This window comes from Tenacibaculum sp. 1B UA (assembly GCF_033978845.1).
Classification (GTDB): Bacteria; Bacteroidota; Bacteroidia; order Flavobacteriales; family Flavobacteriaceae; genus Polaribacter.
Genome location: NZ_JAKVUA010000001.1, coordinates 597,635 through 623,481, shown reverse-complemented (window position 1 = coordinate 623,481; position 25,847 = coordinate 597,635). Strand labels below are relative to the sequence as shown.

At 32.2% G+C, this 25,847-nt stretch carries 29 protein-coding genes and 2 tRNA genes; 15 read left to right on the top strand and 16 right to left on the bottom strand.

Features of this window, described 5'->3' with window-relative positions; translation table 11 throughout:
• The first annotated feature begins 2 nt into the window (after nucleotides 1-2).
• The 7 genes from MK851_RS02965 (at nucleotide 3) to bioA (ending at nucleotide 4,773) form a co-directional block, all read left to right on the top strand.
• Nucleotides 3-76: transfer RNA gene (locus MK851_RS02965), tRNA-Asn, on the top strand.
• A gap of 60 nt (nucleotides 77-136) precedes the next feature.
• Nucleotides 137-210, top strand: a tRNA-Asn gene (locus tag MK851_RS02960).
• Nucleotides 211-257: 47 nt separating this feature from the next.
• Complete coding sequence (locus tag MK851_RS02955; RefSeq protein ID WP_320241259.1) at nucleotides 258-1,406, top strand: pyridoxal phosphate-dependent aminotransferase family protein; 1,149 nt, start codon at nucleotides 258-260, stop codon at nucleotides 1,404-1,406.
• Complete coding sequence (locus tag MK851_RS02950) at nucleotides 1,396-1,776, top strand: putative signal transducing protein (protein WP_320241258.1); 381 nt, start codon at nucleotides 1,396-1,398, stop codon at nucleotides 1,774-1,776. Before MK851_RS02955 ends, MK851_RS02950 begins: the two co-directional genes overlap by 11 nt.
• Nucleotides 1,773-2,381 (top strand): dethiobiotin synthase, encoded by a 609-nt coding sequence (gene bioD / locus MK851_RS02945; RefSeq protein ID WP_320241256.1) that lies wholly within the window; start codon nucleotides 1,773-1,775, stop codon nucleotides 2,379-2,381. Before MK851_RS02950 ends, bioD begins: the two co-directional genes overlap by 4 nt.
• A complete protein-coding gene (locus MK851_RS02940; RefSeq protein WP_303505494.1) occupies nucleotides 2,382-3,530 on the top strand; it encodes a hypothetical protein in 1,149 nt (382 codons plus the stop codon). It abuts the gene before it with no gap.
• Nucleotides 3,508-4,773, top strand: a complete 1,266-nt coding sequence (gene bioA / locus MK851_RS02935) for an adenosylmethionine--8-amino-7-oxononanoate transaminase (RefSeq protein WP_320241255.1) — start codon at nucleotides 3,508-3,510, stop codon at nucleotides 4,771-4,773. The genes MK851_RS02940 and bioA overlap by 23 nt, the downstream gene beginning before the upstream one ends.
• Here the strand turns inward: bioA and MK851_RS02930 are convergent.
• The gene (locus tag MK851_RS02930; protein WP_320241253.1) at nucleotides 4,759-5,196 is read right to left on the bottom strand and encodes a cytochrome c oxidase assembly factor Coa1 family protein; all 438 of its coding nucleotides are present in this window, start codon (nucleotides 5,194-5,196) and stop codon (nucleotides 4,759-4,761) included. The two genes, bioA and MK851_RS02930, sit on opposite strands and share 15 nt — an antisense overlap.
• A gap of 88 nt (nucleotides 5,197-5,284) precedes the next feature.
• On the opposite strand from MK851_RS02930, the gene MK851_RS02925 reads away from it, so the two are divergent.
• Nucleotides 5,285-6,448, top strand: coding sequence for a beta-ketoacyl synthase N-terminal-like domain-containing protein (locus MK851_RS02925; protein WP_320241251.1), 1,164 nt, complete (start codon nucleotides 5,285-5,287; stop codon nucleotides 6,446-6,448).
• Nucleotides 6,449-6,554: 106 nt separating this feature from the next.
• Entirely contained in the window at nucleotides 6,555-7,652 is a 1,098-nt protein-coding gene (gene bioB, locus MK851_RS02920) for a biotin synthase BioB (RefSeq protein ID WP_320241249.1), read from the top strand.
• A 21-nt stretch (nucleotides 7,653-7,673) separates the two neighbouring features.
• Here bioB and MK851_RS02915 read toward each other — a convergent pair whose 3' ends face one another.
• Nucleotides 7,674-8,264, bottom strand: a complete 591-nt coding sequence (locus MK851_RS02915) for a methyltransferase domain-containing protein (RefSeq protein ID WP_320241247.1) — start codon at nucleotides 8,262-8,264, stop codon at nucleotides 7,674-7,676.
• An 81-nt stretch (nucleotides 8,265-8,345) separates the two neighbouring features.
• Here MK851_RS02915 and MK851_RS02910 point away from each other — a divergent pair, with 81 nt between their 5' ends.
• Nucleotides 8,346-9,218: a cupin-like domain-containing protein gene (locus tag MK851_RS02910; RefSeq protein WP_320241245.1), complete on the top strand. Its 873-nt coding sequence runs from the start codon at nucleotides 8,346-8,348 to the stop codon at nucleotides 9,216-9,218.
• A gap of 31 nt (nucleotides 9,219-9,249) precedes the next feature.
• On the opposite strand, the gene MK851_RS02905 is transcribed toward MK851_RS02910, so the two are convergent.
• Genes MK851_RS02905 through panB form a run of 6 tightly spaced genes read right to left on the bottom strand, consistent with a single transcriptional unit; the run spans nucleotide 9,250 to nucleotide 12,616 of the window.
• Nucleotides 9,250-9,612 carry a hypothetical protein gene (locus MK851_RS02905; RefSeq protein WP_320241243.1) on the bottom strand — a complete coding sequence of 121 codons (363 nt, stop codon included), beginning with the start codon at nucleotides 9,610-9,612 and terminating at the stop codon, nucleotides 9,250-9,252.
• A 25-nt stretch (nucleotides 9,613-9,637) separates the two neighbouring features.
• Nucleotides 9,638-9,907: a TM2 domain-containing protein gene (locus MK851_RS02900; RefSeq protein WP_320241241.1), complete on the bottom strand. Its 270-nt coding sequence runs from the start codon at nucleotides 9,905-9,907 to the stop codon at nucleotides 9,638-9,640.
• A 35-nt stretch (nucleotides 9,908-9,942) separates the two neighbouring features.
• A complete protein-coding gene (locus tag MK851_RS02895) occupies nucleotides 9,943-10,335 on the bottom strand; it encodes a VOC family protein (RefSeq protein WP_320241240.1) in 393 nt (130 codons plus the stop codon).
• 1 nt (nucleotide 10,336) lies between these two features.
• Nucleotides 10,337-10,795 carry a DUF1801 domain-containing protein gene (locus tag MK851_RS02890; RefSeq protein WP_320241239.1) on the bottom strand — a complete coding sequence of 153 codons (459 nt, stop codon included), beginning with the start codon at nucleotides 10,793-10,795 and terminating at the stop codon, nucleotides 10,337-10,339.
• A 24-nt stretch (nucleotides 10,796-10,819) separates the two neighbouring features.
• The gene (locus MK851_RS02885; RefSeq protein ID WP_320241238.1) at nucleotides 10,820-11,758 is read right to left on the bottom strand and encodes a 2-hydroxyacid dehydrogenase; all 939 of its coding nucleotides are present in this window, start codon (nucleotides 11,756-11,758) and stop codon (nucleotides 10,820-10,822) included.
• A gap of 39 nt (nucleotides 11,759-11,797) precedes the next feature.
• Complete coding sequence (panB, locus tag MK851_RS02880; RefSeq protein ID WP_320241236.1) at nucleotides 11,798-12,616, bottom strand: 3-methyl-2-oxobutanoate hydroxymethyltransferase; 819 nt, start codon at nucleotides 12,614-12,616, stop codon at nucleotides 11,798-11,800.
• A 166-nt stretch (nucleotides 12,617-12,782) separates the two neighbouring features.
• Between panB and MK851_RS02875 the strand changes: the two genes are divergently transcribed.
• The 5 genes from MK851_RS02875 to MK851_RS02855 all read left to right on the top strand — a co-directional run bounded on the left by MK851_RS02875 (nucleotide 12,783) and on the right by MK851_RS02855 (nucleotide 15,790).
• The gene (locus tag MK851_RS02875; RefSeq protein WP_303505460.1) at nucleotides 12,783-13,253 is read left to right on the top strand and encodes a nuclear transport factor 2 family protein; all 471 of its coding nucleotides are present in this window, start codon (nucleotides 12,783-12,785) and stop codon (nucleotides 13,251-13,253) included.
• Between the two features lie 8 nt (nucleotides 13,254-13,261).
• Nucleotides 13,262-14,182 (top strand): hypothetical protein, encoded by a 921-nt coding sequence (locus tag MK851_RS02870; protein ID WP_320241233.1) that lies wholly within the window; start codon nucleotides 13,262-13,264, stop codon nucleotides 14,180-14,182.
• Between the two features lie 15 nt (nucleotides 14,183-14,197).
• Nucleotides 14,198-14,770, top strand: coding sequence for a sigma-70 family RNA polymerase sigma factor (locus MK851_RS02865; protein ID WP_303505456.1), 573 nt, complete (start codon nucleotides 14,198-14,200; stop codon nucleotides 14,768-14,770).
• A gap of 7 nt (nucleotides 14,771-14,777) precedes the next feature.
• A complete protein-coding gene (locus MK851_RS02860) occupies nucleotides 14,778-15,038 on the top strand; it encodes a hypothetical protein (RefSeq protein WP_303505454.1) in 261 nt (86 codons plus the stop codon).
• Between the two features lie 110 nt (nucleotides 15,039-15,148).
• Nucleotides 15,149-15,790, top strand: coding sequence for an O-methyltransferase (locus MK851_RS02855; RefSeq protein WP_303505452.1), 642 nt, complete (start codon nucleotides 15,149-15,151; stop codon nucleotides 15,788-15,790).
• 85 nt (nucleotides 15,791-15,875) lie between these two features.
• On the opposite strand, the gene MK851_RS02850 is transcribed toward MK851_RS02855, so the two are convergent.
• From MK851_RS02850 to MK851_RS02815, 8 genes are all read right to left on the bottom strand, one after another.
• Nucleotides 15,876-16,157 carry a twin-arginine translocase TatA/TatE family subunit gene (locus MK851_RS02850; protein WP_303505525.1) on the bottom strand — a complete coding sequence of 94 codons (282 nt, stop codon included), beginning with the start codon at nucleotides 16,155-16,157 and terminating at the stop codon, nucleotides 15,876-15,878.
• A 99-nt stretch (nucleotides 16,158-16,256) separates the two neighbouring features.
• Nucleotides 16,257-16,550 carry a FoF1 ATP synthase subunit delta/epsilon gene (locus MK851_RS02845; protein WP_115899854.1) on the bottom strand — a complete coding sequence of 98 codons (294 nt, stop codon included), beginning with the start codon at nucleotides 16,548-16,550 and terminating at the stop codon, nucleotides 16,257-16,259.
• Between the two features lie 71 nt (nucleotides 16,551-16,621).
• On the bottom strand, nucleotides 16,622-18,133 hold the full coding sequence (gene atpD, locus MK851_RS02840) for a F0F1 ATP synthase subunit beta (protein WP_320241226.1): 1,512 nt from the start codon (nucleotides 18,131-18,133) through the stop codon (nucleotides 16,622-16,624).
• Nucleotides 18,134-18,303: 170 nt separating this feature from the next.
• Entirely contained in the window at nucleotides 18,304-19,659 is a 1,356-nt protein-coding gene (locus tag MK851_RS02835) for an OmpA family protein (protein WP_303505443.1), read from the bottom strand.
• A 119-nt stretch (nucleotides 19,660-19,778) separates the two neighbouring features.
• Entirely contained in the window at nucleotides 19,779-20,972 is a 1,194-nt protein-coding gene (gene kbl, locus MK851_RS02830) for a glycine C-acetyltransferase (RefSeq protein ID WP_320241223.1), read from the bottom strand.
• A gap of 46 nt (nucleotides 20,973-21,018) precedes the next feature.
• Nucleotides 21,019-24,144, bottom strand: coding sequence for a UvrD-helicase domain-containing protein (locus MK851_RS02825; RefSeq protein ID WP_320241221.1), 3,126 nt, complete (start codon nucleotides 24,142-24,144; stop codon nucleotides 21,019-21,021).
• A 76-nt stretch (nucleotides 24,145-24,220) separates the two neighbouring features.
• Nucleotides 24,221-25,057 (bottom strand): ZIP family metal transporter, encoded by an 837-nt coding sequence (locus MK851_RS02820; RefSeq protein ID WP_320241219.1) that lies wholly within the window; start codon nucleotides 25,055-25,057, stop codon nucleotides 24,221-24,223.
• Between the two features lie 18 nt (nucleotides 25,058-25,075).
• Entirely contained in the window at nucleotides 25,076-25,735 is a 660-nt protein-coding gene (locus MK851_RS02815; protein WP_320241217.1) for a metal-dependent transcriptional regulator, read from the bottom strand.
• Between the last annotated feature and the right edge of the window lie 112 nt (nucleotides 25,736-25,847).

The window sequence follows — 25,847 nt, the reverse complement described above, 5'->3', positions numbered from 1 at the left end:
ATTCCTCCTTAGCTCAGTTGGTTAGAGCATCTGACTGTTAATCAGAGGGTCCTTGGTTCGAGTCCAAGAGGGGGAGCAAAGGCAACGTAGAAGCCGATAATTTCTACAACATACATATATTGTTCTAAAAGAACATTCCTCCTTAGCTCAGTTGGTTAGAGCATCTGACTGTTAATCAGAGGGTCCTTGGTTCGAGTCCAAGAGGGGGAGCAAAAAAAAGACTTACACTACGTAAGTCTTTTTTTTATTTTTACATCATGCAATTTCCTAAAAAACTACAACAAAAAATTACGCAAAGAATAACCCAAAACTCTTTGAGGAGACTCGGTAAAGAAAATTTACTTATTGATTTTTCTTCTAACGATTATTTAGGTTTTGCTAAATCTGAAATTATTTTTAATAAAACACATCAATACTTAATTAATAATAACTTCAAAATTAATGGAGCAACAGGTTCTCGATTGCTTTCTGGAAACCATAAACTATACACAACAGCTGAAAAGCAGCTAGTTAAACTCCATAATACAGAAGCTGCTCTTATTTTTAATTCAGGCTATGATGCCAATGTTGGCTTTTTTTCTTCTGTACCTCAACGTGGTGATATTATTTTGTATGATGAGCTTATTCATGCTTCTATAAGAGATGGAATTCAATTATCTAATGCAAAATCTTTTAAGTTTAAACATAACGACATAAAAGATTTAGAAAAAAAAATTATTCGTTTTGTCCAAGACAATAATTCAGAAGTTTACATAGTTACAGAATCTGTTTTTTCTATGGATGGAGATTCTCCTGACTTAACAGCAATGTCACAAATAATCCAAGAACATACGAATGTACATTTTGTTATAGATGAAGCACATGCTGTGGGGGTATTTGATTTTGGGTTAGTTCAAAAATTACATTTAGAAGATGTAGTTTTTGCCCGAATTATTACTTTCGGAAAAGGGTTAGGATGCCATGGAGCAGCCATTTTGGGAAGCAAACAACTACAACAGTATCTTATTAATTTTTCACGCAGTTTTATTTACACTACTGGATTGTCTCCTCATTCGTTGGCCACCATAAAAATTGCTTATGATGAATTAGTTATTAGTAATTCCAAAGAACAACTTCAACAAAACATTCAACACTTTATTAAGGAATCAAACAGGCTACAATTAAGTTTTATTGAGAGTAACTCAGCCATTCATTGTTGTATTATTTCTGGAAATGAACGCGTAAAAAGCATCGCTTTACAATTACAACAAAAAGGATTTGACGTAAAGCCAATTTTATCGCCTACAGTTCCTCCAAATCAAGAACGTTTACGTTTTTGCTTACATTCTTATAATTCTAAAGAAGAAGTCATCAATGTTTTAGAGAACCTTGCTACTTTTGTTAAAAAAAAACACAATGCAAGATAATCACACCATTTTAGCAGTATTCGAATACTCTACCGAAGCACAAGTTGTAAAGACTAAGTTAGATTCAGAAAACATCAAGACCCTGTTAATGGACGAAAAAACAATTGATTCTGACCCGTTGATTAGTCAAGCTATTGGTGGAGTAAAATTACTGGTACACAATAATGATTTAGAAAAAGCTGCTACTATTTATAATGAAATAAGAGAGTACACAAAAGATGAAAACGGAAATAACACTCATTGTCCTAAATGTAATTCAACAAAAATATTAGTTGCCGATTTACAACGTAAAAATATCTTTTTTATGCTCTTTCCTTTTTTTGAAAGCAAAAAATTCATCTGCAACGATTGTAAAACAATTTTTAAATGAAAAAATATTTTATCACAGGAATCTCTACGGAAGTAGGAAAAACCGTTGCTGCTGCTATTGTCACAGAAGCTTTGGAAGCCGATTATTGGAAACCTATTCAATCGGGTGACTTAGAATATTCCGACACTCATAAAGTTGAAAAATTAATTTCTAACTCAACAACTGTTTTTCATCCAAACTCGTATGCATTACAAACACCAATGAGTCCGCATGCATCCGCAGAAATTGATGGAATTACCATTGAGATTGACAACATAAAAGAGCCTATTACTAAAAACCATTTAGTTATCGAAGGAGCTGGCGGATTACTCGTTCCTTTAAATGATAAAAACACCTTGTTAGATGTTATCAATCCCAACTATAAAGTCATTGTAGTTTCTCGTCATTACTTAGGAAGTATTAATCACTCCTTATTAACAGTTAACTTACTAAAAGAAAAAGGGTTTGAAGTTTCCTTAATTTTTTCAGGAAACGAACATAAAACAACAGAAGATATTATTAAAAAAATGACTGGAGCACCTGTAATTGGTCGTATTGAAGAAGAACCTTATTTTGATAAAAATGTGATTAAAGAATACGCAGAACTACTTAAAGACAAATTATAAATGAAACCTGTTAGTGTAAAACATCTTTGGTCTTTTCCTTTACTTTTTGGTTTTTTAGGAGCCATCATAGGATTAGTCTTGCGGTATGCTTTTACTGGTAGTATTTCTGGATTTCCTTTTAAGTTTGTATTACATTCCCATTCTCACATTATGTTATTAGGGTTTGTTTTCAACGCTTTAATTGTATTACTCTTTACACGTTTTACCAACGGAATTGATAAAATTTCTTACCGACTCTATCTTGCATTACAAATTTGTGTAGCTATCTTATTAGTTGGGTTTATCATTCAAGGGTATGCTTTGGTAACCATTATTTTTTCTACCCTACACTTATGGATTAGCTATTGGTTACTACTACGATTATGGAAACGTTTGCAGGGTAAAGAATCAGATGTAACATTAATTAAAACAGGAATTGTTTTTCATTTCATTTCATCAATTGGTCCTTATGCTTTAGGTCCGCTAATGGCTATGAAAATGCAAACTTCTCCTTGGTATCAACAAGCTATTTTTTTCTATTTACATTTTCAATATTTCGGTTCCTTTTTTCTTTGGATGCTTGCCGTATTCTTTCAAAAAACAGCAATTAAACTATCAAAAAATCAAATTCTACTTATAGTTTTTTCTTTGATATTACTATATGCACACTCATTGAAATACAGCTTCAGTTATCTGGCTATTCAAATTCTAGGAGGTATTGGTGCAGGAATATTAATCATAATACTTTTCAGACTTAAAAACTTATTCTTACATCAAAAATTACAATACCAATTATTTTTTGGAATTCTACTATTAATTGGAGTTTTGAACTGTTTTGGTAGCATCCCTTACTTTTCAAACTTAGTTGTAACCAATAGGTTTATGCTAATTGCTTGGTTACATCTACTCTTTTTAGGAATGTATCTCCCTTTTATTTGGATAGAATTAAATAAAAACATTCATAAAAGCATCTGGATTTCTTACACTTTTTTCTTACTTATATCTGAACTGTTTTTAGTATCTCCCGCTTTTTTTTCTGAATTGTTTTTAACCCCTATTATGTGGTTATTGTTTATTGCCTATTTCGGAGTGGTTTTATGTATTTCTATTGTACATTTGACAGCTCTTTTTCAAAAGAACGAAACCTATGAACTTACAAGAACGCGATAAAAAACATTTGTGGCATCCACTAAAACAACATCAAACACACCCCAATAGTTTGGGTATTGTAAAAGCAAAAGGATGTGTACTAACCGATGAACACGGAAATGAATATATCGATGCTATTTCCTCTTGGTACACCTGCATGTTTGGTCACTGTAACGATTTCATCACCAATCGTGTTTACCAACAAATGCAAACCTTAGATCAAATTATGTTTAGCGATTTTACCCATGAACCTGCGGTAAAATTATCTGAAGAGTTGATTAAAATTCTACCCAAAAATCAAAATAGAATCTTTTTTAATGATAACGGATCTACTGCTGTAGAAGCAGGTATTAAAATGGCTTTACAATACTATTTTAATAAGGGTGAAAAGCGCAACACTTTCATTGCTTTTGAAGATGGATTTCATGGCGATACGTTTGGAGCCATGTCTGTTTCTGGTTTATCTGTGTATAATGGTCCTTTTGAAGATTTTTTAATGGATATTCAACGAATTCCTGTTCCAAATGGAGAAAACAATGAGGCTATTGCACAAAAATTACAACAGATTATTTCAGAACACAATGTTGCCGGGTTCATTTACGAACCTTTAGTACAAGGAGCTGCTGGAATGAAAATTCACAAAGCCGAAAATTTGAATAGTATCTTAGCTATTTGTAAAGAAAATGACGTGTTAACTATTGCTGATGAAGTAATGACAGGTTTTGGAAAAACTGGTAATCATTTTGCTTCTGATGAAGTCGCTACCAAACCAGACATTATATGCTTAAGCAAAGCATTGACCGCTGGATTGGTTCCTATGTCAATTACTTCATGTACCGAAGAAATTTATAGGGCTTTTTTAGATAACGATATTGCCAAAGGTTTTTTTCATTGCCATACCTATTCTGCAAATCCTATAGCTTGTAGTGCTGCATTGGCTAGTATTGAGCTTTTAAAAACTCAAGAAATCCAGGACAATATTCAGTTTATTGAAAAGTCTAATAAAACTTTTGCCAAAAAAACAGAAAATCATCCAAAAGTAAATTCAACAAGAGTCAAAGGAGTTATTTTAGCTATTGATTTAAACACCAATTCTGGTCGTTATGGAACGTTGCGTGACCAGCTTTTAAAATCTTTTATGAATGATGGAGTTTTCTTACGTCCGCTAGGAAACACAATTTACATTCAGCCGCCTTATGTGATTACTAAAAAACAACTTGACAAAGTATATACAACTATAGAAAAGGTTCTAGATACTCTCTAGAATCTTTTCTTTCTCTAGTAAATTAATTTCTTCTTGGGTTTCTTTTATTATCACATATAAATCTTCATAAATCCATTCTCCATCTATCTTAATTCCTCTAACAATAAGAGTTCCTTCTCCTTTATCTCCTCTTATCGGAATAGAAAAATCTACATTTCCATCATCATTGGTAAGAGAAATATTTCCTGATGGAATTCCGTATTTTTCAATAGGTTGACCTAAGTTTTCAATAACCAACTTATTTTTAGATGCCTGCTCAATAGCATATTCAACAGGAGTTGAACTTGTCATTATTTTTGACACACCAAAAAATGCTGCACCTACACCTAAAACAATCAATAAAATAAACCCTAAACAACCTGTTAATGGAATAAACCACAACCAATTTCTACTAAACCAACTTTTTTGATGTTGCTCACTCATAACTTCAATAATTTTATCACAAGATAAATATTTTTATTTTCTTTAGAATACTTGATTTTACCTTTATTTTTGCTGAAATTTTATCGTATTGAAAGAACTCATCTCAATAACATCTTTTGCATCTGTTTCAGCCTTGGGAAGTACTCCAGAAAAAATATGGGAGAACTACCTGGATAACCAACATTTTTTAACCTTAAAAGAGTTTAAAGAGTCTAAAACATGGGTAGCACAATTAACTGATGAAGATAAACGTACTATTGAAGGTGTTAGAAACTCTGACAATAAGTATAAGAATTTAGATCCTTCCGTTTTATATACGCTCTTTGTTGCCAGAAAAACAATGGAACAAACAGACTGGAAGCCTGAAGATAACTTCGGAATTAACATTGGTTCTTCTCGCGGAGCAACTTCTCTATTTGAAAAATACCATAAGGAGTTTTTAGCAACAGGTAAGTCATCTACCTTAAGTTCTCCAACTACTACTTTAGGAAATATTTCCTCTTGGATTGCACATGATTTACAGAGTAACGGACCTGAAATTTCACATTCTATAACTTGTTCAACCGGATTACATTCTTTATTGAATGGAGTTGCTTGGTTGCAATCGGGAATGTCAGAAAAATTTATGATTGGCGCTAGTGAAGCTTCACTAACTGATTTTACCATCGCGCAAATGCAAGCATTAAAAGTATATTCTAAAGAAAATGATGAATATCCATGTAAAGCTTTTAACCTCAACAAAACCAAAAACACCATGGTATTGGGAGAAGGTGCTTCTGTGTTTTGTTTAGAGAGTGGAAGTAAAGAAAATGCCATCGCTTTTATTGAAGGGGTTGGATATGCAACTGAAGTATTAAAACACAATACTTCTGTAACAACAGATGCAGAATGTTTTCAAAAATCAATGAAAATGGCTTTAGGAACAATTTCTCCAGATGAAATTGACGCTATTATAATGCATGCCCCTGGAACCATTAAAGGAGATCAATCAGAAATTAATGCGATTCAAAAAGTATTTTGTAAAAAAACTCCGTTTTTAACTACTAATAAATGGAAACTCGGTCATACTTTTGGTGCTTCTGGTTTGTTAAGTTTAGAATTAGCCGTACTAATGCTACAACACCAACAAGTTATTGAAGTTCCCTTTGCTGAACCTCAACACACTCCAAAAAAACTCAATAAAATACTAGTAAACGCTGTTGGTTTTGGAGGAAATGCGGTTTCTGTTTTAATCACAACGAAGAACACTTAAAAACAATCGATAAGAGAGATTCTCTTGCCAAAAAAAAATAAGAGTCATAAAATTCCGCTTTCGAAGCGGAATTTTTTATTTTTACCACCACAAACAACTCGAATTTATGACTGAAATTAGACACGATTGGACGAAAGAGGAAATTCTAGAAGTATACAATAAGCCTTTAATGGAGCTTTTGTACGAGGCTTCAACTATGCATAGAAAATATCACGACCCAAATGCTGTACAGGTAAGTACGTTAATCTCTATCAAAACTGGTGGATGTTCTGAAGATTGTGGTTACTGTCCGCAAGCAGCACGTTATCATACTAATGTTGAAGGAAATGATTTAATGACTGTTAACCAAGTTAAAGCACAAGCTTTACGTGCCAGAGAAGGTGGTTCATCAAGAGTTTGTATGGGTGCGGCTTGGAGAAACGTAAAAGACGGACCAGAATTTGACCAAGTCTTAGAAATGGTGCGTACTATTAACAAGCTTGATATGGAAGTGTGCTGTACCTTGGGTATGGTTACCGAAAACCAAGCAAAACGTTTGGCAGAAGCTGGGTTGTATGCTTATAACCACAATATTGATACTTCGGAGGATTATTACGATGATGTAATTTCTACTCGTGCCTTTAAAGATAGAGTAGACACTATTGAAAATGTACGTAAAACAAATGTAACCGTTTGCTCTGGAGGTATTATTGGTATGGGAGAATCGTTAGAAGATAGAGCGGGAATGCTTGAAACTTTAACTCGCTTCTCTCCACATCCTGAATCTGTACCAATTAATGCTTTAGTAGCTGTGGAAGGGACTCCATTAGAAGAACAACCTCCTGTAAACATTTTTGAAATGGTTCGTATGGTAGCTACGGCTCGTATTGTATTACCAGATTCACAAGTACGTTTATCAGCAGGTAGAACACAAATGAGTAGAGAAGGTCAAGCAATGTGTTTCTTTGCAGGAGCTAATTCAATTTTTGCAGGAGATAAATTATTAACTACTCCAAACCCTGATATTAACGAGGACATGAAAATGTTTGAAGATTTAGGGTTAAACACTCAGAAACCGTTCTTTAAACACGAACAACGAGAATCTGTTGAAGCAGAGAATTCTCAATACGAAGCATTGGGTGAAAAACCAAAATGGACGAGACCAGATCATAAGATTGAACGTAACGAACAAAAAAAGCAAGAGGCTAAAGAAGTAAGAGCCTAATTAAATAAAAAAAACGTCAAATTAATTTGACGTTTTTTTTGTCATTTTAATAAATAGTTCCATTCCTTGTCTGCTTACCGATGAATTGTAACAAGGTTCCATACTTCCTTTAAAATATGGTATAAAGTGTCCTTCATATTCTTTTTTACTTCCTCCAAAAGGCGGATGATCTTCATTTAGTACTGCATCAAATAGCAAACCAACTAACTTTCCCTCGTCGGTTAATAATTCATTTACTTTTTGCACATACTTTGGTCGTAGTTTAGGGTTAATAGCGCAGAAAAAAGTTTGTTCTATAATTAAATCAAAAACATTTTCTAATTCAAAAAAATCAGCATGAATCAAATTTCCCTTTGGAAAGCTAGGGGCTCTATTTTGTATTCTCTTTAAAGGTTCTTCGGCAATATCAACTACAAAAACATTATTGAATCCTTTATTAAATAAATATTCCGCTTCGTATGAGTTTCCTCCTCCTGGTATTAAAATCCGAATACTTTTATCTTCTAATTGGTTAAAATATTCTTTTAACGGATTTGAAATCTCTCCTAAATCCCATCCTGTTTTATTATGTAGGTATTTATTGTTCCAAAACGTCTCGGATAGTTCTATCATCTATTTTAACTTTTATCTCGCAAATTTAGGAATAAAACGTCGTAACAATTTATTAACTTTGCTTCTCGAAAAATTGAATGTATGGGATTACAGTTGCAACAAATAGACAGAGTAGAAACCATTACTAAAGAAGACTTCATAAAAAAATACTTCAAACCTCAAAAACCTGTGGTTATTGAACGTTTTATTGAAGACTGGCCAGCATACTCTAAATGGTCTTTAGATTATATGAAAGAAGTAGCAGGTGATAAAACTGTACCTTTATACGATAATAGACCTGTAGACTATAAAGATGGGTTTAATGAGCCTCATGCAACCATGAAAATGAGTGAATATGTAGATTTACTAAAGCGCGAGCCTACTAAATTTAGAATTTTCTTATGGAATGTTTTAAAAGAAGTTCCACAACTACAAAAAGATTTCACTTTTCCAGATTTTGGTTTACGTTTAATGAAAGGGTTACCAATGCTATTTTTTGGAGGGCGTGATTCGTATACATTTATGCATTACGATATCGATTTAGCAAATATTTTTCATTTTCACTTTGAAGGAAAAAAGAAGTGTATTTTGTTTGACCAAAAACAAAACAAACACTTATATAAAATTCCACATTCATTAATTACTCGTGAAGATATTGATTTTAACGATCCTGATTTTGAAAAATGGCCTGCACTTAAAAACGCTGAAGGTCATGTTACTGAACTTGAGCATGGTAATGTATTGTACATGCCTGAAGGATATTGGCATTATATGCGTTATATAACTCCTGGTTTTTCAATGAGTTTACGTGCTATTGCTCGCAATCCAAAAAACTTAGGAAAAGCCGTTTACAATGTTTTTGTTATGCGTACGATAGATAATGTTATGCGCCGTATTAAAGGTCAAAAATGGATTGACTGGAAAAACGAACAAGCTGTTGTTAGAACAAATAAAGCAAATAATATTGCATCATAAAAAAAGCGCCGATTGGCGCTTTTTTTTATCCTTATTTTCCAAAGAGTCTTTGAAAAAAACTTTTCGTTTTGGTTTTTGTTTCTTTAATTTCATCTTTTGCTTCTTCAGCAAAATCAACTACATGTTCACTAACTTCTCCAACAACCTCAGAAGCTTTCTCTGTTAAATCAGATAACACTTCTTTAGCTTCATCAGCTAATTCGTTTGTTTTAACTTTAGCTTTTTGAATATTTTCATCAGAAACAATTTCTTCAACTTTTTCTTTTACATCCTCTACCATGTCTACTAAATGCTCACTTACTTCTCCAGCCAACTCACTTGCTTTTTCTGTTACGTTATCCATAACCTCTTTAGCTTTATCTAAGTTGTCCTTTGTGTTTTTATCTTCCGACATATATAAAGTATTAAAAAAAGAATGTTTAGAACCAACCTTTTTTATTAACTTGGTATGTTTCTACAAACTCTTCATCAGATTTTGTTAAATACATAATTCCTTCAATAAAAGGTATAATACTTGCAAAACCACAAGTTACAAAAGTTGCTATAAGTTGTATGATTCCTTCTTTAGTATATCCCAGTACAAATTTATGTACACCCAAATATCCAAAAATCAAACCTAAAACACCTGCTAACACACGTTTACTTTCTTGATTAGGAACAGTATTCCCATTTTCATCAATTACATTCATTTTTTTATTTTTTTATTTATTAGACGGTGCTAAATTTATAAAAAAGCTTCGTCTTTTGGCTCCCATAGTTCAATTTTATTTCCATCTAAATCTACAACCCATCCAAACTTGCCATAATCGTACTCTTCTACCTTGTCCATAACAGTGACTCCTTTTTCTTTTAGTTCTTCTAGTAATTCTACTAAATTTTCTACTCGATAGTTAAACATGAAGTCTTTTTTAGAAGGTTCAAAGTAATTAGTGTCTTTACTAAACGGACTCCATTGTGTTGAAGCTTTTTTACCTTCATTGTCTTTCCACCAAAAAGTACAACCCCAATCATCGGTATTAAAGCCCAAGTTGTTTTTATACCAATCTTTCGTTGCTTTAGTATCTTCAGTTTTAAAAAAAACTCCTCCAATTCCTATTACTTTACCTTTTTTCTTCATTCTATTTCTTTTTTATTACGGATTCATAAATATTTACCCATTCATCAACGGACATTTTTGTACATAGTTTCGCAACTAATTCATACGGAACATCATCCATCTTTTTAAAACGGATACAACTTTTACCCATATCTAGCTTTCTTTTAGAGTGTTTAGGATATTCTGCTACAAACCAATCGTGTAACTCTTTTTTAGCATAAATTCCACTATGATAAAGATTCACTGAGTTTTTTTGTGAAGCAAAATTTATAAAAGGCAAGGGGAGTTTTGGGTCACAATGATAACCATTCGGGTACTTTGAGTGTGGAACATAATAACCAATCATATTATAATTGATTCCTTCTTCAAACCCTTTAGGTAAGTTTTTACGAATAACTGTCTGTAGTTTTTTTACTACTTCTTGCCTTTCATTTGGTAATTGACTAATGTATTCTTCTACTGTAAATGCTTCGTATTTCATGTTTCATGAATTTAAAGCTACAAATTAGCAAAATTTTACTTTGATTTTATCTACAATAGTCTGCGCTAGTTTTTCTTTACTTTCTATAGTCCAACCTGCAACATGAGGAGAAAGCAACACATTTTCAGCATGAATTAAATACTTAAATGCTTCTGACATTTCTTGATCTGTAAATAGGTTTTCGAAGGATTTTTTTTCATACTCCAATACATCTAACCCTGCTCCTAAAATTTTCTTTGATTGTAACGCTGTTACCAAATCTTCTGTTACTACTGATTTTCCTCTAGCTGTATTTAACAACCAGAAAGGTTTTGAAAAATTATTAATGAACTTATCATTTACCATATTTAAAGTACGTTCAGTTTGAGGGGTATGTAAACTCAGCACGTCAACTTTTTCTTGTAATTCTTTTAAAGAAACTTGTTTACAATTTTTGTCGCCAACATTTGGTTTAATATCATAACAAATTACTTCCACATCAAAACCTTGGAGTTTTTTAGCAAAGGCTTTCCCCATGTTTCCATAACCGATAATTCCAACTGTTTTTCCATCAAGTTCAACGCCTCTATTCTCTTCACGAAACCACTTTCCTTCTCTCACCTCTTTATCTGCCTTATTAAGCTTATTAAATAAAGAAAGTAACATTCCTAACGCATGTTCTCCTACAGCGTTTCTATTCCCTTCTGGTGCTGAAATTAAGTTTATTCCTTTCTTTTCAGCATAATCACAGTCAATATTTTCTAACCCAGCTCCAACGCGTCCTATAAATTTAAGATTTGTCGCTTTATCTAAAAATGATTTATCAATAGTAAATCGACTACGGATGACAATTCCGTCATACTCGTGAATTTTGTCTTCAATTTCTGGTTTTGAAGAGGTGTAATCTTCATAATTTTCAAAGCCACTCTCTTTTAACTGGTTAATTAAAAGAGAATGGTTTGTATCTAAATGTAAAATTTTCATCACTACATTTTCAAATTATCAAATTGATACATTGAAAAACTAATACTGTTCTTCTTCGTTTGGAAAGTCTTGACTCTTTACATCTGTAATATACTGTTCAAATGCATTTGTCATTCCTGTATATAAATCTAAGTATCTACGTAAAAAACGAGGGTTAAACTCGTGTGTCATTCCTAACATATCGTGAGTTACCAATACTTGTCCATCTACTCCTGCTCCTGCTCCAATTCCAATAACTGGAATCGTTAAAGCTTCCGATACTTTTTGTGCTAACTTAGCTGGAACTTTTTCTAACACGATAGCAAAGCACCCTAATTTTTCTAACATTAAAGCATCTTTCATTAACTTTTCTGCCTCTTCTTCTTCTTTTGCTCTTACGGTATAAGTTCCAAATTTATAAATAGATTGTGGTGTTAATCCTAAGTGCCCCATTACAGGAATACCTGCATTTAAAATTCGTTTAATAGAATCTTTTATCTCTTTTCCTCCTTCTAATTTAATCGAATGCCCACCACTTTCTTTCATTATGCGAATTGCAGAACGTAATGCCTCTTTTGGGTCTGATTGATAACTCCCAAAAGGCAAATCGACTACTACTAAACAACGATCAACTCCTCTTACCACTGAGCTTGCATGATAAATCATTTGATCTAATGTAATAGGTAATGTAGTTTCATGACCAGCCATTACATTTGATGCTGAATCACCTACTAAAATCACATCTATACCTGCACCATCAACAATTTTAGCCATGGTATAGTCATAAGCTGTAAGCATTGAAATCTTCTCTCCATTTGCTTTCATTTCAACAAGAGATTTAGTGGTAATTCTTTTATATTGTTTTTTTGCTACTGACATTTCTTTTATTTTATGGTTTGTAAAAATACATAATTATTCAATGGTTTTATTTATTATAAACCTATAAGCGTTTCGTTTTTTACCTTTTTAACCTCGTTAATCTTCTGTTAATTAAACTTTATCCATTCATTTTTTTAATAGTTTTACCTAACTAAACCAAACTAACATGCAAAAAACATGTACTCTATTAATTATTTTTGCTCTTTCAACAATGGTAAATGCGCAAGAAAATCCAGAAAAAAAAGCAATTAAAAATACTATTGAAACTTTTTTTGAAGGACTTCACAAAGGTGACAGTACTTTAGTAAGCTCTACACTTAATTCTACAATTAATATCCAAACTACGCATACTAATAAAGAAGGTAAAAAAATATTGATTACAGAAAGCAAAACAAAACTACTAACCGGTATTGCTAATAAAAAAGCTGAACATATCTATTTAGAAAAATTTTTGTCTTGGGACGTCAAGATTGATGGGAATTTAGCCTCAGTTTGGACTCCTTATGAATTTTATTTAAACGGAAAATTTAGCCATTGTGGTGCTAATTCTTTTCAACTTTTTAATAATAACGGAAAATGGGAAATTATATACTTAGTTGATATGAGACGTAGAAGTAATTGTAAAACAATTAAATAATAATTTTTATGAAAAAAATTTACTTTTTATTTTTATGTATTTCTAGTTTTAGTTTTGCTCAAGAATCTGAATTATTTCTTCCTGAATTATTTAATGGGTTGCCTAATGTTAGAGATTTTTCAATGAGTAAAAATCAAAATGAGTTTTATTTTACTGTTGAAAGTTATGCTAAAGAATATTCTTTTATAGCCTATTCGAAAAAAGTTAACGGGAAATGGCAAGAACCTGAAGCTGTTAGTTTTTCTGGTCAGTATAAAGACTTAGAACCCTTTTTATCTCCTGACGGATTGAAGCTTTTTTTTGCTTCTAACAGAAAAAACAACACCTCTAACGAGGTGAAAAAAGACATGGATATTTGGTATGTATCGCGAAAGTCTCTGTCTGATAATTGGTCTAACCCTATAAATGTAGGTGCTACAATTAATACTTCTGCTAATGAGTTTTACCCTTCAGTAACAAAAAAAGGAGATTTATTTTTCACCGCTGAATATAAAAACTCTAAAGGAAAAGAAGACATTTATGTAAGTAGATTTATTAATGGGAAATATACAACTCCTACTCCTCTAGATTCAAGCGTAAACTCTGAGAAATATGAATTCAATGCTTTTGTTGCTCCAGATGAAAGTTTTATTATTTTTACTTCGTACGGAAGAAAAGATGATTTAGGTAGAGGTGATTTGTATATAAGTAGAAAAGGGAATAATAACGAATGGTTACCTGCGAAACACTTAACTAATATCAATTCAAAAAAGCTAGATTATTGTCCTTTTGTAGATCTTGCAAATAATAAAATTTACTACACAACCAGTAAAAGTAAAATCTCAAATAAATTAAATGAAAAGAAAAACTTTAAAGAAATAATTGATTTTATTCAAAATAATCCTAACGGACTAAGTAGGGTTTACGTTACTTATTTCAATAAAAAATAACTTATCTTTGATTTAATGAATCTAACAAATCCTTCAAATACTTTATTTCCTGATAAATGGGTGGACAATTATGCTGACTACTTGTTTAATTACGCTATTGTACGTGTAAATAACTCAAATATTGCTAAAGATTTAGTGCAAGAAACATTTTTTGCAGGATTAAAATCAGCAAAGAATTTTGAAGGGAAGTCTACAGAACGAACATGGTTAATTTCTATTTTAAAAAGAAAAATAATCGATTACTACCGAAAAATAAATTCAAAAAAAGGACAAGCTGAAGTGCGAATGAATTTTTATGATAGTGGTGAAAATGAAGGGGATTGGATTGAAGAACGAGTACCACAAACCTGGGGTAACGATGCAGACAAGGATATTGAAAATGAAGAATTGAAAAACCAATTAGATTGGTGTATTGATAATCTCCCTGAAAAGTATGCTATGGTATTTAAAATGAAAACCATACAACAGTTTGAAACTGAAGATATTTGTAAGGAGCTAAATATTTCTCCGTCAAACCTATGGGTTATCATTCATAGAGCCAGAACACAATTAAGAGACTGTATGGAAAAAAATTGGTTTAATAAGTAAAAAAATAATGTTTAAATTTTTTAAAATTACATGTGATGAGGCCACAACCATTTGCGACAAGAGTCAATATGGAGAAGCTTCAGTATATGAAAAATTACAACTTAACTGGCACTTACTAACTTGTAAAATTTGTGCTTTGTACACGAAACAAAACAGAAAAATGTCTGATCTTTTTAAATTAAAATCAAAAGACTGTAAAAAACATACTGCTTGCTTGTCGAGTAAAGATAAGGAAAACTTAAAGGAACAATTAAATAAACTTAATTAGACGATTTTGGTTTTTAAAAAACCATTTTTTGATTTTTTGTTAGATTGAAACGGAATTTATTATAGTGATAAATTCCGTTTTTTTAATTTTGCACACTAAAAACGACTTATATGCACTTTTTACCTGAAGAATTAGATAATTATGTTGTTAAACACTCTCAAGCTGAACCCAAAATACTACAAGAACTAAGTAGAGAGACTTGGCAAAAAGTATTAAACCCTCGCATGTTAAGCGGAGCTTTTCAAGGAAGAGTTTTATCTATGATTTCAAAATTAATTCAACCTAAATCAATTTTAGAAATTGGTACTTATACAGGCTATTCTGCTTTATGTTTAGCTGAAGGGTTATCAAAAGAAGGAATGCTTTATACTGTCGATAAAAATGAAGAGTTAGAAGAACTTCAATACAAGTATTTTCAAAAGTCTGAATATAAGAACCAAATAGCGCAATACATTGGTAATGCTTTAGATATTATTTCTACTATTGATTCTAAATTCGATTTAGTATTTATAGACGCTGACAAGTCTAATTATGTAAATTACTTCCATTTAATCATTGAAAAAATGAATAAAGGTGGCGTTATTTTATCTGATAATGTCTTATGGAGTGGAAAAGTCGTTGAAGAGCTAGACTCTAAAGATATTGACACTAAAATACTTTTAGAATACAATAGACTTTTAAATGAAGATAGTCGCTTAGAAACCGTATTACTACCTATAAGAGACGGATTAACTATTAGTAGAGTTATTTAAAACAAAAAGTAAACCTTAGGATTTACTTTTTGTTTATTTACAATGACACACTTTATGGGATAGTGTCGTTTCTTATTATTGTAGCTTAACGACTTCTTTTTATAGGCCCAGTAAAATCGTCAATATTGTCTTTTACTTCGTTTACCTCTTTATTAATATCTCTTACAAAGTCTGTGTCTATACCTTGATTTTTTGCACTATCATTAATCTCTTTTTTAATATCATTAGTAGCGTCTTTAATTTGACGTATACCTTTTCCTAGCCCTCTTGCTATTTCTGGAATCTTATCTGCTCCAAATAACATGACTACAATTAACAAGATTACAAAAATCTCGGGTCCTCCAATAAATAAAAATATTCCATTCATCACTGCAAAGATAATTAAATTCAATCTGGTATTCTTTACTGAATAAAAAAAAGCCAAACAATATTTGCTTGGCTCTTAATTTTTATAATTTAAAACGTCTTAATCTGCAAGAATAATTGTTTTATTGTCTTTCATTTCTATAGTTCCAGATTTAATTTTTAAAGTTAAAACTTTATCATCTTCTGGTAACCTTTCAATGCTTCCATGTAAATCATCAAAAACTAAATGATCTTGTGTGTGTACGTGTACTTTTACTTTTCCTTCATTTAAAATAGATACCACTGGTGCGTGATTATTTAAAATTTGGAATTCTCCATTCACACCTGGCACTACTACAGAATCAACTTCTGATGAGAATAAAATAGCTTCTGGTGTTACGATTTCTAAAAACATAGTTTTATAGTATTGAGTATTGAGTTTTTTAGAAGTACTCACCTCTAAATTCTCAGATATTATTACTGGGTTTATGCTTCAACTAACATTTTCTCTCCAGCATCAATTGCTTCTTGAATTGACCCTTTTAAGTTAAATGCTGCTTCAGGGTATTTATCTAACTCACCATCCATAATCATATTAAATCCTTTAATCGTATCTTTAATATCTACTAACACTCCTTTTAAACCAGTAAACTGCTCAGCTACGTGGAATGGTTGAGATAAGAAACGTTGTACACGACGTGCTCTATGAACTACTAATTTATCTTCTTCAGATAATTCTTCCATACCTAAAATTGCAATAATATCTTGTAATTCTTTATAACGTTGTAAAATTTCTTTTACTCTTTGTGCACAGTTATAGTGTTCATCTCCTAAAATATCAGCAGTTAAAATTCTTGAAGTAGAATCTAATGGATCTACCGCTGGGTAAATACCTAACTCTGCAATTTTACGAGATAATACAGTAGTTGCATCTAAGTGAGCAAACGTTGTTGCTGGTGCAGGGTCAGTTAAATCATCTGCAGGTACGTAAACCGCTTGTACAGATGTAATAGATCCTTTTTTAGTAGAAGTAATACGCTCCTGCATAGCTCCCATTTCAGTTGCTAATGTTGGTTGGTAACCTACCGCCGATGGCATACGACCTAATAATGCTGACACCTCAGAACCTGCTTGTGTAAAACGGAAGATATTATCAACAAAGAATAATACGTCTTTTCCCTGCGCTTCACCTGCTCCATCACGGAAATACTCAGCAATTGTTAATCCTGATAAAGCTACACGAGCACGTGCTCCAGGTGGCTCATTCATCTGACCGAATACGAAAGTTGCCTTTGAATCTCTCATTCCTGGCTTATCAACTTTTGATAAATCCCATCCTCCTTCTTCCATAGAGTGCATGAAATCATCACCATACTTGATAATTCCAGACTCTAACATCTCACGCAATAAATCGTTTCCTTCACGAGTTCTTTCTCCAACTCCTGCAAATACTGATAAACCTCCGTGTCCTTTTGCAATGTTGTTAATTAACTCCTGAATTAATACTGTTTTTCCTACTCCTGCTCCTCCAAATAATCCAATTTTACCTCCTTTTGCATAAGGCTCAATTAAATCAATTACTTTAATTCCAGTAAATAACACTTCGGTAGAAGTTGATAATTCTTCAAATTTTGGTGCTTGACGGTGAATTGGTAAACCATCCTTACCTACTTTAGGTAAATCTCCTAATCCATCAATTGCCTCACCTGTTACATTAAATAAGCGACCGTAAATATCGTTCCCTATTGGCATTTGAATTGGGTTTCCTGTAGCGATTACTTCTGTACCTCTACTTAATCCATCAGTTGCATCCATAGATATTGTACGTACCGTGTTTTCACCTATATGTTGTTGAACTTCTAAAACTAAGATAGAACCATCAGCTTTTTTAATTTCTAACGAGTCATAGATCTTTGGTAATTCAGCATTTCCTGTATTAAACTCAACATCGATTACTGGACCAATAATTTGAGAAACTTTACCTGTTATTGTAGACATTACTATATGTAATTAAAGTTATTTTATTTACTATATGAGTTTTAACTCATTTTTTCAAGGTGCAAAGGTAATTTTTTTAGTGGAATTTAAAAAACCTTTCGGAGTATTTTTCTATAAAAAAAAGCCTCACAAATGTGAGGCCTTTTATTGATATTATGATTGTAATTAAATTACTTTACTAATTTAATCTCAACACGTCTGTTTTCAGCTCTACCAGCTCTTGTTTTGTTATCAGCAATTGGGTAGTCTTCACCAAACCCAGCAGAAGTTAATCTTTTTGAATCAATTCCACCTTTAGTGATTAAGTAATCTAGAACAGCTTTTGCTCTTCTTTCAGATAATCTTTGGTTTAGTTTATTTGATCCTGAACTATCTGTATGCCCTTGGATGCTAAAGTTAGCTTTAGGGTATTCTTTCATAATTCCAGCGATTAATTCTAATTTACCAGTAACTCCTTTTCTAAAAGTGGTTTTTCCTGAGTTAAAGTAGATAGCTCTTGCGAACTCGTTTAATTTCTTAACAGCTTCTTCCTTAATTACTACCTCAGGACACCCGTTGTTAGATGCTACACCTGCTTCTTTAGGACATTTGTCGTCTTTATCTAATACTCCGTCTCCGTCAGTATCTGGCCAAGGACATCCGTTGTTAGCTGCTGGACCAGCAGTATTAGGACACTTATCTTTTCCGTCTACAACACCATCTCCATCAGCATCAGGACAACCGTTATTAGCTTTAGTTCCTTTTTCAGTTGGACAAGCATCATCTTTATCAGCAATACCGTCACCATCAGCATCAGGACAACCATTTAAAGCAGCTAAACCAGCAACTTCTGGACATGCATCGTCAGAATCTTTGATTCCGTCTCCGTCAGTATCAGGACATCCGTTGAATTCTTTTAATCCAGCAACTTCTGGACATGCATCATCTTTGTCATATACTCCGTCTCCGTCAGTATCTTTTCCTCCAAATTTAAATACTAAACCAATTGAGTGTTGGAAATGATCTTGAACTTTATCAGCAAATTCTTTCTTTCCTCCAGATTGGAAGTTTAACCCTAAATTATCGTTAAACCAAGTATTAAATCCTAAACCAGCATTTAACATTCCTTCTCCTTCGTCAGCTAAAGATGTATAACCTCCACCAACATATACATAAGGATCAAACCATCCTGTTTGACCAAATAAGTTGTTTAAGTCATACTTTACGTTAGCATCGATAGCCCAGTAAAGCTCATCCATATCATCTTCTTCACGGAAAGTTTCGATTTTATTTAACGATCCTGCTAATTGTAATGTAAAACCATCATTTAAGTATCTGTCTACAGTTACTCTTGAAATTGATGGTAAGATATTCCAGTCACTAGTACCGATGTAATCTTTAGCATAATCTCCAAATTCCGTAGGGATCCTAACGTCTACTGCGTTAACCCCGAAACCAACCGCCCAAGGGTTGTCTGAATCCTGTGCGCTAACGTTTATTGCGGCAAACGCAAATAAAGCCATCACAGCTAATTTTAATTGTTTCATTATTAAAAATTTAAATTAAAAGTTCGTTTATATATTACGCAAATGTAAGTTGTTCAAACTTATTTACAAAAACAAATCTACAAAAACTTACAATAAATGCAAGTTTTTGCACAAGATATTTATATCACTTTTAGCTCTTTCCCAACCTTACTAAAAGCTTTTATTGCTCTGTCTAAATGTTCTTTTTCATGAGCTGCAGATAACTGCACTCGAATTCTTGCTTGCTCTTTCGGTACAACTGGGTAGAAAAAACCTATTACATAAATACCTTCTTCTAACAACTTATTTGCCATTTCTTGAGACAGCTTCGCATCATATAACATAACAGGTACTATTGCTGCATCAGCTCCAACTAAATCGAAACCTGCCTTTTCCATTTCAGTACGGAAATAATTTGTATTCCATTCTAATTTATCACGTAATGTTGTATCATTTGATAATAAATCAAATACTTTTAATGAAGCACCTACAATTGCTGGGGCTAATGAATTTGAGAATAAATATGGACGTGAACGTTGGCGTAAAATCTCTATAATTTCCTTCTTTCCTGTAGTATAGCCCCCCATAGCTCCTCCAAGAGCTTTACCTAAGGTCCCTGTAACAATATCAACACGATCCATTACATTTTTAAGTTCTACTGTTCCTCTTCCTGTTTTACCAATAAATCCAGCGGCATGACATTCATCAACCATTACCATAGCATCGTATTTATCAGCTAAGTCACATATCTCATCTAGTTTCGCTACGATTCCATCCATAGAAAACACTCCATCAGTTACGATAATTTTAAATCGGTGACCTTGTTTATTCGCCTCAATTAATTGCTCTTCTAAAGAAGTCATGTCATTATTATTATATCGGTAACGTGCTGCTTTACACAAACGAACTCCATCAATAATAGATGCGTGGTTTAAACTATCAGAAATAATAGCATCTTCTTTGGTTAATAAAGGTTCAAAAACCCCTCCATTTGCATCAAAAGCTGCTGCATATAATATGGTATCTTCTGTTGTATAAAAATCAGCTATCTTTTGCTCTAATTGTTTATGAATATCTTGTGTCCCACAGATAAATCGTACAGAAGACATTCCAAAACCATGCGTATCCATGGTGTCTTTTGCTGCTTGAATTACTTCTGGATGATTTGACAATCCTAAATAATTATTGGCACAAAAGTTAATCACTTCTTCTCCTGTAGATATTTTAATAACTGCATCTTGTGACGAAGTAATAATACGCTCTGATTTATACAATCCAGCATCTTTTATATCCTGAATTTCTTGTTCTAATTGTTCTTTAATTTTTCCGTACATAATTTATGTTTGAAAGTTGTTTGCTATAAAAGCCCAAAGTTAGTTGTTAAACTTCTTCAACCAAAATTTCTTCGTCAATATATACTAGTATTTTTTTTAACACTTCAATATTTATTGACTTTAATACTCGTTCATATTTTAACAGCTGTTGATGGTATGCTTTGGATGGCTTTCCTGTTTTGTAATCAACAATCACTACTTCATTTTTTTGATTAAAAATCAACCGGTCTGGAATTATAATTTGATTATCAACGTCTACAATTTCTCTTTCATTAAACACTGTTACTTCTTTAGAAAAGTATTCTCTTAACTCTGAATGATTTACAATTCGTTGTATATCTTTTATTACTTCGGATGATTTTTCTTGCGGCAACACTCCTTGTTGCTCATAACGATAAACAACCTTTTCCACATCATCGTTAGTAATAATTTCTGCCATCATTTCATGAATCAAATTACCAAACTCAATAGCCTTTCCTTGCTCAGTATCCCACAATTTTGATGCACTTGCTAACATATGTATATTATGTTCTTTCCAAGGTGTAGATATAAAACCTTGTTGTATTTGGACTTGTGATATTTTTTCTTCTCGAACACTTACTCTTTCTTTATTTCCAAAGGAATACTCTAAAGCATCATCACTCCATTCATCTATTTTTTTTAAATAATTTATAAAAACTCCAGAGTAGAAATTGGTGTTTTCTTCTCCTTTAGACGAAATCTTCTTTTCCGTTACTATATATAATTGCTCAACTGCTCTAGTAAGGGTAACATATAGTAGGTTAAAATTATCTAACTCTAACTCTTCTCTTTGTTGTTGATAAATTTCCAAACCTCTGTCGTTTACATAATTCAAGTCTTTATTGAAAGGAACCAATAACTCTTTGAAGCCATCATAGTTTTCTGGCAATTCATTTAACCAAACCTTTGGATTCACTTGTCGGTACACATCTAAATCATATGGAAAAATAACCACAGGAAATTCCAGTCCTTTTGACTTATGAATAGTCATAACTTGTACTGCATTTCCGCTCTCTGGGGCTACAATACTTAGTTTGTCTTTTTTATCTGACCAGAAATCTAAAAACTCTTGAATACTTGTTCCTTTTCGTTGTTGTTCTAAAACTACATCTAAAAAGAATTGCACATAAGCATCTGAAGAAACAATTAATTGAAATCCACGTATAATTTCTTCTATCTTTTCATAAAATGGTAACTGATGAAACATCGATAACTCAAAAGACGTTCCGTAGCTTTTTATTTCTTGAAAAAGCTTTTCGTTTGGTTGATGAATCAACTTAGCTATAAACGAGTGTTTATCTTCTACAACTTTTAAGTGATTATGTAAAAAATAAAGAACTTCTAAACAGGTTTCTTTATTTTTTGGATGTTGAATTACTTGTAAAATGTTTGCTATGAAATTAACCTTTGAACTGTTTTCTAACAATAATGTTTCTGAAGAAATGATATCAACTCCATGTGCTGATAAATAATTAGCTACAGCAATTCCGTCTTTCTTTTTACGAACTAAAATACAAATCTCATTCAAAGAAAAATCAGTTTCTAATTCTTTAACAAACTCTAAAATTTTCTTCGGATATTTAAATTTTTCCTCCTCTTTATCTTCTTCTTTTTCTAGAAAAGATAGTGATACAAAACCTCCTTTTTTAGTGGTTATTAATTGTTTATTTCCTTCAATAAACAATTGTTTATACGATTCGTTTTGAAGAAAGGTTGCTGTGTGTTGAAAAAACTGATTATTAAAATTAATTACCTCAGCATAACTCCTAAAATTGGTTTCTAAAGTTTTTATTTCCTTCGTAACTTGAAACGGATTATCTTTTGCTGATCCTAATCCTATAAATTGTTCTGACTTCCCTCCACGCCAACGATAAATTGCTTGTTTCCCATCACCTACCAATAATAGATTGCTATTTTCTTGCGCCAATGCATTATCAATTAATGGAATTAGGTTTTGCCACTGCAAGGTTGATGTATCTTGCATTTCATCAATAAAATAATGCATAAACCGCTGCCCAATTCGTTCATAAATAAATGGTGCTGGCTGATCTTTAATATTATCCGAAATCAAATGATTAAACTCAGCATTCAACCGTAAATTATTTTCTTCTTTTAAGTGCGATAATTCTTGATTGATATTATTTAAAACTGCTAACGGAATAATACTTTTCAATGCTAATTTGTTCATTGAAAACTGTTGATATAACTGTTCTGATTCTGTATACAATCTCAACAAATCTGGTAAAACTCCTTCAATCGCTGCTTTTATATCTTCTGATTTTGACTTAGAATAAAAATTACTCTCTTCAATTCGTTCTCTTAATTTACTTTGATCAAAAAACTTTGCTTTTTCTGGGTTTTGGGCCAACGCTACAAAATGATTTGGCAACATCGATCGGTAAAAATCTTTATGATCTAACTGTACTGCTTCAATTACCTGTAAACCTTCTTCTCCTAACTCTTTAAAGCGACCAACAATTTGCTTTTGGTGCTTTTGTAACTTATTTTTAAGTGAAGTAAAATCGTTTAATTTCTTATCTGCTAGTTTTTTAAAGTGTTTTGTATCATCTTCATTCAGCAAAATTTTAGCAAATTCATTGAGTTCACGAGAAATATCCCATGACTTATCATCATCAGCTTTATCTAAAGAAAAATCAATCAGTAATTTAGTTAACGCTTCATCACTTCCTATTTTAGAAATCAATACATCTACAGCTTCGTTTAACAAAGAAACTGCATCCATTTCCACTTCAAAATTAAGTGGTAGTCCTAAATCATAAGCAAAACTCTTAATAATTTTATGGGTAAAACTATCAATAGTAGTAATTGAAAAAGCAGAATAATTCCGAAGAATTTCATCCAGTATTTTTTTACTTCGATCTTTTACAACAGTTCTATCAAGCAATGTTTCTTCTAAAATAATCTCTAGTAAATCGTTTGTTTCTCCTTCTGCAAAAGCTTGTAAGTTATCCAATACACGCTCTTTCATTTCTCCGGCAGCTTTATTGGTAAATGTAATTGCCAATATTTTTTGAAAGCGAAAAATATCTTCGGATTGTAATAAAACTTTCAGATACTCCTTTACCAGAGTAAATGTTTTACCACTTCCCGCAGAAGCATTGTATACTTGAAAAATGGATGGTTTATGCACTAGTTAAATTTTATGCAAAATACAAAAAGCTAAACAGGATTTGTTTAGCTTTTTTAAGTTTATTCTTATTTAGTTCCTATCCTAAACCAACATCCAACGACATCATTACAATAAACCCTCCAATGAAGCCTAGAGTTGCGATATCAGTATATTTATCTCGTTGTGTTTCTGGAATTACTTCTTCAACTACTACAAAAATCATTGCTCCTGCTGCAAACGCTAATGCGTAAGGTAAAATCGGTGTAAAAAAAGATACTGCTACAGCTCCTAAAACAGCTGCCATAGGCTCCACAATAGCTGACAATTGTCCGTACCAAAAACTTTTAAAACGCCCCACTCCTTGTCTTCTTAAAGGCATTGCAACTGCAAATCCTTCTGGGAAATTTTGAATTCCAATACCAATAGCTAATGAAATAGCAGCGATAATCATTTCGGTTTGCTCTACTCCTACCATTGTAGAAGCCGCTCCAAACAACACTCCAACTGCTAAACCTTCTGGGATATTATGTAAAGTAATTGCCAACACTAATAAGGTTGTTTTGTGCCAACTTGTTTTTACACCTTCAACTTCATGCTCTTTAAAATTAATATGTAAGTGCGGTAATATTTTATCCATACCAAACAACGCTACAGCCCCCAAAGCAAAACCTATTGCTGAAGGAAACACCTTTACAAACCCTTCTCCTGGGCTGTTATCTATTGCCGGTGCCAGCAAACTCCAAAAACTTGCTGCTACCATTACTCCACCTGTAAAACCTAGCATTCCATCTAAAACAGCTCGGTTCATTTTTTTGAAAAAGAACACTAAACTTGCTCCTAAAGCGGTCAAACCCCATGTAAAAAGGGATGCATATAAAGCTGCTTGAATTGGGTGCTCTTTTCCAAAAGCTACTAATTGATCAAATGTATTCATATGTTTTTATATAATTTTTTAATGTGTTTTTTGCAGATATAAATTACTTGCTATTTTATTGGACACAGAAAGTATTTTCCCTTCCATCTCTATTATTAAAGAACCATCAAAAGGTTCTTTTTCTATTATTTTTATTTGTTTTCCTAAAGCGATTCCTTGTTTATCTAAAAAACGTAAAAATTCTGAAGAGCTGTCGTCTACCCCTACACAAACTCCTATTTCTTCTTTTTTAAAAGTGGATAACAAACTTTTTTCTATTATTTGCAAGTTTCCTTCTTTATCTGGAATAGGGTCTCCATGCGGGTCTCTTTTTGGATAATCTAAAAAAGCATCTAGTTCATTAATTAATTTGGGAGATTTAATATGTTCTAGCTGCTCTGCAACTTCGTGCACTTCATCCCAAGAAAAGTTTAATTTATCTACTAAGAAAACTTCCCATAATCGATGTTTACGAACAATATTTGCAGCTATTTTTTTCCCAAAATCGGTTAACGTTACTCCTTGATACTTTTTATAACTAACCACATTTTTTTCTGATAGTTTTTTAACCATATCTGTTACCGAAGATGCTTTTGTATCTAGTTTTTTTGCAATTGCATTCGTACTGATTCCTTTTTTATAATCAGCAGCCAAATGATACATTGTTTTTATATAATTTTCTTCAGACTGACTAAACATCTCTATTTTTTTAGGTATGCAAATATATAGTTTTTGATTTAATTAAACATATTTTTAGTCTAGACTAAAAATTAATTTATATTTGCGTAAAATTTTATTTTAAAACTGTTTA

Coding starts and splice junctions, on each gene's coding strand:
- MK851_RS02955 (WP_320241259.1), top strand. CDS start 258: ATGCAATTTCCTAAAAAACTACAACAAAAAATTACGCAAAGAATAACC.
- MK851_RS02950 (WP_320241258.1), top strand. CDS start 1,396: ATGCAAGATAATCACACCATTTTAGCAGTATTCGAATACTCTACCGAA.
- bioD (WP_320241256.1), top strand. CDS start 1,773: ATGAAAAAATATTTTATCACAGGAATCTCTACGGAAGTAGGAAAAACC.
- MK851_RS02940 (WP_303505494.1), top strand. CDS start 2,382: ATGAAACCTGTTAGTGTAAAACATCTTTGGTCTTTTCCTTTACTTTTT.
- bioA (WP_320241255.1), top strand. CDS start 3,508: ATGAACTTACAAGAACGCGATAAAAAACATTTGTGGCATCCACTAAAA.
- MK851_RS02930 (WP_320241253.1), bottom strand. CDS start 5,196: ATGAGTGAGCAACATCAAAAAAGTTGGTTTAGTAGAAATTGGTTGTGG.
- bioB (WP_320241249.1), top strand. CDS start 6,555: ATGACTGAAATTAGACACGATTGGACGAAAGAGGAAATTCTAGAAGTA.
- MK851_RS02915 (WP_320241247.1), bottom strand. CDS start 8,264: ATGATAGAACTATCCGAGACGTTTTGGAACAATAAATACCTACATAAT.
- MK851_RS02910 (WP_320241245.1), top strand. CDS start 8,346: ATGGGATTACAGTTGCAACAAATAGACAGAGTAGAAACCATTACTAAA.
- MK851_RS02905 (WP_320241243.1), bottom strand. CDS start 9,612: ATGTCGGAAGATAAAAACACAAAGGACAACTTAGATAAAGCTAAAGAG.
- MK851_RS02900 (WP_320241241.1), bottom strand. CDS start 9,907: ATGAATGTAATTGATGAAAATGGGAATACTGTTCCTAATCAAGAAAGT.
- MK851_RS02895 (WP_320241240.1), bottom strand. CDS start 10,335: ATGAAGAAAAAAGGTAAAGTAATAGGAATTGGAGGAGTTTTTTTTAAA.
- MK851_RS02890 (WP_320241239.1), bottom strand. CDS start 10,795: ATGAAATACGAAGCATTTACAGTAGAAGAATACATTAGTCAATTACCA.
- MK851_RS02885 (WP_320241238.1), bottom strand. CDS start 11,758: ATGAAAATTTTACATTTAGATACAAACCATTCTCTTTTAATTAACCAG.
- panB (WP_320241236.1), bottom strand. CDS start 12,616: ATGTCAGTAGCAAAAAAACAATATAAAAGAATTACCACTAAATCTCTT.
- MK851_RS02875 (WP_303505460.1), top strand. CDS start 12,783: ATGCAAAAAACATGTACTCTATTAATTATTTTTGCTCTTTCAACAATG.
- MK851_RS02870 (WP_320241233.1), top strand. CDS start 13,262: ATGAAAAAAATTTACTTTTTATTTTTATGTATTTCTAGTTTTAGTTTT.
- MK851_RS02865 (WP_303505456.1), top strand. CDS start 14,198: ATGAATCTAACAAATCCTTCAAATACTTTATTTCCTGATAAATGGGTG.
- MK851_RS02860 (WP_303505454.1), top strand. CDS start 14,778: ATGTTTAAATTTTTTAAAATTACATGTGATGAGGCCACAACCATTTGC.
- MK851_RS02855 (WP_303505452.1), top strand. CDS start 15,149: ATGCACTTTTTACCTGAAGAATTAGATAATTATGTTGTTAAACACTCT.
- MK851_RS02850 (WP_303505525.1), bottom strand. CDS start 16,157: ATGAATGGAATATTTTTATTTATTGGAGGACCCGAGATTTTTGTAATC.
- MK851_RS02845 (WP_115899854.1), bottom strand. CDS start 16,550: ATGTTTTTAGAAATCGTAACACCAGAAGCTATTTTATTCTCATCAGAA.
- atpD (WP_320241226.1), bottom strand. CDS start 18,133: ATGTCTACAATAACAGGTAAAGTTTCTCAAATTATTGGTCCAGTAATC.
- MK851_RS02835 (WP_303505443.1), bottom strand. CDS start 19,659: ATGAAACAATTAAAATTAGCTGTGATGGCTTTATTTGCGTTTGCCGCA.
- kbl (WP_320241223.1), bottom strand. CDS start 20,972: ATGTACGGAAAAATTAAAGAACAATTAGAACAAGAAATTCAGGATATA.
- MK851_RS02820 (WP_320241219.1), bottom strand. CDS start 25,057: ATGAATACATTTGATCAATTAGTAGCTTTTGGAAAAGAGCACCCAATT.
- MK851_RS02815 (WP_320241217.1), bottom strand. CDS start 25,735: ATGTTTAGTCAGTCTGAAGAAAATTATATAAAAACAATGTATCATTTG.